Here is a 6,088-nt window from a genome sequence, read left to right as displayed (position 1 = left end):
ACAACGTGACACTAAAACCCACCCCGGAAAATCCACTGGGAATTTTTTATCGCAATGGTAATCTCAGTGTTTACGATAACGTCGTGATCCAGGGAACACTGGTCTCAAAAAACAAAATCCATTTCTATGGTAAAGGGATTCACATCACGGCCTTCAACTGGAAAGGCACCGGCGGCGAACCGCTTGTCACAGACGCCAATCTCTGGCCCCGCCTGCCCACAGTGGTAGCCGACGATATTGAATTTGAGCGAGAAACACAAACAACCATTGAAGGCGCGATTGTCTGCCAGGGGGAAGTCAATGGCGCCGGTGGTTCTGTCAGCTACCCGAATGCGACAAATATTCAATTGACGGGAACGGCAACCGCTGTTTCCATCGATCAACCCTTTAGCACGGTCACCCTTCGGGAATTCCAGGTGCTCGACAGTGTGTCGTCCGATGGAAAATATGCGATTTGGCTCAACACAACGGGAACAGGTCACGTGGGATCAACGGGCGCCTGGTACCCGATCGTCGGCGTTGACAGCCAGAATCAGCGGTTGACGATTCGAGGTGAAATCGACCATGCGACGCCGACCGGTTATCAAATCAAACGGCATAAGCAGGCATTAACGCAAATACGTGGTCCCGTGTGTGCGGAAACGTTTAACTTCAATCGTCTGAATGAATGGGTGCTTTATTCGTCACTCTGGAACGATCGAAAAAATCGCTGGGAATATGAAAATAACTTGCGCACCCTTTTGAGCCTCCCGTTACTGGGATTCAGTGAGTGGCTCGAAAATCCGCTGAATTACGCCGGCTGGAGTTCGTACTATCAATTATACGGATTGAATCTGGAACCCACGCTGCACATTCAACGTCTGAATGATCAGGAATACCGCTGGGAACCACCTTTGTTTCAACCTTATGACGGCGGAGTAACAAACGCCGACCATTCGGGATATCGCTGGTCATTGATTGACTGGAGAGAATCTCCCTAGTTCATAAACGGAATCTGATGCAGAAATTTGATCAACATCATTGGCAAAGCGACCGGTTTTCTTTGAAGCGAAGCAGACCAGCGAGATGGCTGCGCGCCGACAGGCGGCTGCAGACAAGCCGACGCGCATTCACACTGATCGAAATGCTGATCGTGATTATGCTGATCTCGATTCTGGTTTCTGTCTCCCTGATCTCGACGGATACCAGCGGCTCCCTTTCACTGGATGCCACTGCCCGCATGCTGGTGGCCGACTTACGTCTGGCCCGCAATTACGCTATCAAATTCAACACGCAATACACGGTCAAATTTGATTTCAATGCCCAGGCCTATGAAATCCTGCATACGGGCGCAGGCAACTTACCTGTTCCGCAAGATCAACTGGCAGGCAGCGCGGTTGCCTCTGACAAATATATCAAAAATCTTCAGATCCAATCGATGAATCTGCCTGACCAGATTTTTATCAGACAGATCAAACTGAAAACGTCACAGACCGATGTCAGTGAACTGGAATTTGGTCCGATGGGAGGCACCGGGCCGACCCGAAATGAAGATACCATTCTCATTTTGGCTACCGTGAAAAATGGAACGACTTTTTACATTCCGATTACTGTCTCCTGGATCACAGGTCAGGCGTGGGCGGAAGACATACAGACATTAAATAATTAAACACGCAATACTAATACTCAGAAATGAAATCATGATTTCCTTAAACCGTTCACAATACAGTCCGATCGGCTTACAACTGGGACCAAGCTCTGCCACTCTGGTTCAGTTGACAGGACCGCGCCAGAATCGTGTCGTGCATGCCATTGCCCAGGAACAGTTTGAACTGGATGAAAAATGCTCGCTCGACGAACGAGATGCTCAGATTGCCGCGAAGCTCCGGCAAATGGTGTCTGACCACCATTTCAAAGGGCGGAGGGTCATCAGTTGTCTGGGATCGCAGGAATTATTTATTCAGAACGTCAGGTTGCCTCAATTGCCTGCGGAAGAAATTGCGAAAGTGGTTGCCTGGGAGGCAGCAGAGAGGCTGCCCTATCCGGTAGAAGATGCGGAAATTCGTCATTTACCCGCCGGCCAGATTCGTCAGGAATCGAATACCAAACAGGAAGTGATTCTGCTCGCCTGCCATCACGGAATTTTGCAACGGCATTTGAACCTGTTGGAGCAAGCCGGGCTGACCGCCGTCGCCATCGATGTCGAGCCTTCTGCAACACTACGTTGTTTTCATAGTGCTTCTCACCAGGTTCAGACAAACTCGGCCAGTTGTTATCTCAATTTCGGAGATGCCGCCACGACGGTCATTTTCGCCGATCAGCAAAACGTACTGTTTTTGAAATACATTATGCAGGGCAGCAACCACCTTGATCGTGCTGTTGCTGACAATCTGGATCTGCCTATGTCAGAAGCGATCCGCCTGCGGAAAATCGTGACCAATTCACCAACACTGGATGCCAGCGATGAACTTCACCGGTCGGTGATTGACTCCATTCGTTCCATTCTGGAAACGGTCAGCACGGAAGTCGAAAACTGTCTGCGGTACTACAAGGTCACCTTTCGCGGAAAAAAACTGGACCAGCTGATTGTCACGGGAAACGAATCCAGTCCGTGGCTGATTGATTTCCTCTCGGAACGCCTGAATACGGAATGCAAGATGGGAAATCCGTTTGAAAGTCTGAAACGCTGGCCGACTTCTACTTCCATCCTGGAGCGTCCCGGCAGATGGACGACTGCGATGGGACTGGCCATGAAAGAAAAAACCGATTAACGACAAAATGAAGCTGAAAATTTTCTGAATGAAACCGTTTTTATATCGACGCCGGATGAAGAATTTGGTCACTCCGGAATCACCCCGCTAAGAGCGAAACCATGATACCTGAAATTGATTTTTTACCAGCAAGTTATCGTGAAGTACGAAGACGTCACCGGAATCGAATCTGGCGGCGATCGATCGTCGTGATATTCCTCACCCTGGTGACATTGGGCACGGTACGCCAGCGAGAAATTCAGCATGAACTCCAGACACAAAAGCAAAAACTGGAAGAGCGCGTTCAATTAATGAACGGGCAACTTGAGAACCCGGAACAACTGACTCAGAAAATCCAGCAGGCCGATATTCATGCCAACCTGTTGTCGGCAATCCTGCTCGACGAGTCGCCGGCACAATTGTTATCCATTATCAGTAATGCATTACCGGAATTTGTCTCGCTCATTGAATTTCGTTTCTCTTTTGAAAAAATCGCCGTTAAAGAAAAACCGCCTGGGGAAAAAATCTCGCCTGGGAAACAGGTAGAACAATTACCGGAACTTGTCGATCTGAATCATCTGCAAGAGCGATATCAGCGGGAAAATTTGGTCCTCAACCTGCAAGGCATTTCTCCCGATCACCTTTCGGTTTCCAACTATATGTCCCATCTGGATCAGGTGGGATTATTCAAGGAAATCGAACTGATTCAGTCGAACGAAAGCATGTTTGAAGGTCAACCGATGCGAGTGTTTCGGATCAAAATGGTTGTGAAGGCACCGGGAACCTATGTCCCTGCAGTGGATCATCAATCGACCGCCAGCCTGGCCCATCCCAGTGCAGGAGGATTCCGCAATGAATGAAAAATTACGTCGCGATAGTTTAATCACCATTATCGGTCTATCAATTGTGGTCGCCCTGTTTACGTTTGTGGTGTATCTCCCCGGTTTGAAAAATAAAGAGCAACTGAATCAGGAAATCGCAGAGATACAACAGTCGATCTGTGAAATTCCCAAAAAAGTCGAGCAGCTGGAGAAGCTGCATCAGGAACTGGACCAGCGTCTGATTTTCATCAATCGACACCGCCAGGAAATCCCGACCGTGAAAGATACGCATCTGGTTTTACAACGGGTCGCATTATTGGCAAAAATGTCCAACCTCACGGTTTCCGAATTGAATCCGGGAGAATTTGTGCTGCACGAAACCTATCTCAGACAGCCCTTTTTGCTAAGTATTTCAGGCCCTTATTCCGGACTGATGCAGTTTTTGACTGGTCTGGAGAATGAAACACGTTTATTCACGGTCTCGAATCTCTCACTCACGAAACAAGATGGAGAAGCTGAGGGGCATATTAAAGGAACGCTCGAACTGTCAGTTTACGCACTACACGGCAATCAGAGGGGTTTTTCTGATTTTGCCGAAAATAGGGTTAGTAATGTGATTCTTTCAGCCGATAAGAGATAAGGGCTCGCTCCAATTCAAGTTTCACCTGACGTGGATAAACTGAATGGAATTTGTCCTGTTTTCAGCAAATGCAATGAATTTTGAGTTCCATCAAATCGCATTTCATCAAATGGTAGTGTGGTCCAACCGTGAAATCTTTCAGTGAACAATTATTACACGATTTGAAAGTAAGCTGGCATAAAACAGTGCTGTTGGGCCTCCTGTTTTTTGTAGGGTGCTACTTCTGGGTTCCACCCTTGTATCGCATGCTACGGGGAACGGCGGCCCCTGCAGTTGTTCCCGCCCGGGTTAACCCCGCAGCCATTCCTCAACGTCCTCCGGTCAAGACAGAAATGAGTTTCGCACAAAGTGAAACACCGGAGGAACCGCGACATTCGTGGCAGCAGTTTGATTCACTGATGCAGACTGACCCTTTGGTTCAATCCGTGCAAATGGGCGCCGTTCAAAAAAATCCCTTCCGCGTCAATCGCGATCAGTTTTCGCCTCCCATCTTATTTGCCGAAGAGCCCGTTGAGCCCAAAACGGAAGCAACAGATAATTCCGAAAAAGTGGTGCTTGCCCTGCCGGAAGATCTCGTGCTGAAGACCACCATCGTCGGAAAATACCGCAAAGCAGCCATTATCAATAATAAAATGTATTACGAAGGCAAAACAATCGAGCACGAAAACGTGACGTATGTGCTTGAGCAGGTCGCTGCCCGCAATGTGATTTTAAGACAAGGCGAGCACAAATTTGAACTGAAAATTCAAAACGATCCTTCCGCATTTATCAAGTTTGCACAATAACCGTTCGCATCACTGAAATACTGAATACTGATTCGAACGATCATGGATGATGGTCGAAACATGAAAAGACAATTTTTTTTACCGGCATTCTGGGCCACTCTGACGGGGCTGTCACTTTTGTTGATTGCCGCCATGACGGATGTAAAAACGCCTGAGTCTCTGTTTATTTCACCTCACCATCAGGCAAAAGCCCAGCGTGCGGAACCCGGCATCAAGTCCAGTCAAAGTTCACCGCCCGTTGTCATCGCACAGCCTCATTTCCCTGAAGCAGTCGCACAAACTCCTGTGGCCCGCGAGCACCTTACTACGCAAGACATTCCACAAAAACCGCTTGCGGAACCTGCGGTCCTGCCTGCGAATCCGGAGACCCAGCAGGCTTCGCTCTCCAAAAAATCAACCGGTTCAAGGCTCCTGGTCGAACCGGGTATTGAAATTACTACCGCGCCTCAGAAAATCGTAAAGCGTTCGCGCTCGATACAACTGAATCTGGCCGACGACGACGATTTGGCCGTCAATGACGCGGTACCTTCGAAAATGGAAACGCGGCTGGTCAGTCTGACCCGGCAGGTGGATCGCCTGACGAATCTGCAGATTCAGGCTCAGGAACAGTCCAAACTGGAATTGGCACAAAACACGGACCGACTCGAACAGGCCACAAAACTGCTGCAACAGATGCAGCAGATGAATCAGCTGCGCGATCTGGAACAAAAGCTGGACGGCTTGCAGCAAAAGGCCACAACCACCCCGGCAAAACCGGAAGAAAAACCGGCGGCAGCGAACACAGACGTTCCGGAAACGGCTGCACCGGAAAATACCGATAAAAAACAGCCGCTGCTCAAAGTGAGCCCGAATAAAGATTCCAGCGAAACATTTTCTCTGCAAATCCAGGATGCGGAACTCATGCAGGTGCTCGACATGCTGGGCGAACTATCCGGTATGAATATTCTGACAGGGCAGGGGGTCACAGGCACCATTACCGCGAATTTAAAAAATGTGACGTCGGCACAGGCTTTGGAAGCGATCTTGCGTTCGCGCGATCTTACTTCTGAAAGAGAAGGATCTTTCATTTATGTGATGACCCCGGCTCAATTAGAACAAAAAAAGAAATCCAGT

7 protein-coding genes are annotated in these 6,088 nt (G+C 48.8%); all 7 read left to right on the top strand.

Annotated elements, in window-relative coordinates:
- Positions 1-980: hypothetical protein (locus Q0294_RS04605; protein ID WP_299461396.1), on the top strand; the 980-nt coding region annotated here is incomplete at its 5' end.
- 17 nt (positions 981-997) lie between these two features.
- The gene (locus Q0294_RS04600; protein WP_299461394.1) at positions 998-1,648 is read left to right on the top strand and encodes a prepilin-type N-terminal cleavage/methylation domain-containing protein; all 651 of its coding nucleotides are present in this window, start codon (positions 998-1,000) and stop codon (positions 1,646-1,648) included.
- Between the two features lie 31 nt (positions 1,649-1,679).
- Complete coding sequence (gene pilM, locus Q0294_RS04595) at positions 1,680-2,750, top strand: pilus assembly protein PilM (protein ID WP_299461392.1); 1,071 nt, start codon at positions 1,680-1,682, stop codon at positions 2,748-2,750.
- A gap of 101 nt (positions 2,751-2,851) precedes the next feature.
- On the top strand, positions 2,852-3,589 hold the full coding sequence (locus Q0294_RS04590) for a PilN domain-containing protein (protein ID WP_299461390.1): 738 nt from the start codon (positions 2,852-2,854) through the stop codon (positions 3,587-3,589).
- Positions 3,582-4,190, top strand: a complete 609-nt coding sequence (gene pilO, locus Q0294_RS04585) for a type 4a pilus biogenesis protein PilO (RefSeq protein WP_299461388.1) — start codon at positions 3,582-3,584, stop codon at positions 4,188-4,190. Before Q0294_RS04590 ends, pilO begins: the two co-directional genes overlap by 8 nt.
- Before the next feature lie 128 nt (positions 4,191-4,318).
- The gene (locus tag Q0294_RS04580; RefSeq protein WP_299461386.1) at positions 4,319-4,975 is read left to right on the top strand and encodes a hypothetical protein; all 657 of its coding nucleotides are present in this window, start codon (positions 4,319-4,321) and stop codon (positions 4,973-4,975) included.
- 60 nt (positions 4,976-5,035) lie between these two features.
- Positions 5,036-6,088: secretin and TonB N-terminal domain-containing protein (locus Q0294_RS04575; protein ID WP_299461384.1), on the top strand; the 1,053-nt coding region annotated here is incomplete at its 3' end.

Origin of the sequence: uncultured Gimesia sp., assembly GCF_937919775.1 — a bacterium.
Classification (GTDB): domain Bacteria; phylum Planctomycetota; class Planctomycetia; order Planctomycetales; family Planctomycetaceae; genus Gimesia.
The sequence above is the reverse complement of the archived record's forward strand: the minus strand, read 5'-3'. Positions and strand labels throughout refer to the sequence as shown.

Coding starts and splice junctions, on each gene's coding strand:
- pilO (WP_299461388.1), top strand. CDS start 3,582: ATGAATGAAAAATTACGTCGCGATAGTTTAATCACCATTATCGGTCTA.
- pilM (WP_299461392.1), top strand. CDS start 1,680: ATGATTTCCTTAAACCGTTCACAATACAGTCCGATCGGCTTACAACTG.
- Q0294_RS04590 (WP_299461390.1), top strand. CDS start 2,852: ATGATACCTGAAATTGATTTTTTACCAGCAAGTTATCGTGAAGTACGA.
- Q0294_RS04600 (WP_299461394.1), top strand. CDS start 998: ATGCAGAAATTTGATCAACATCATTGGCAAAGCGACCGGTTTTCTTTG.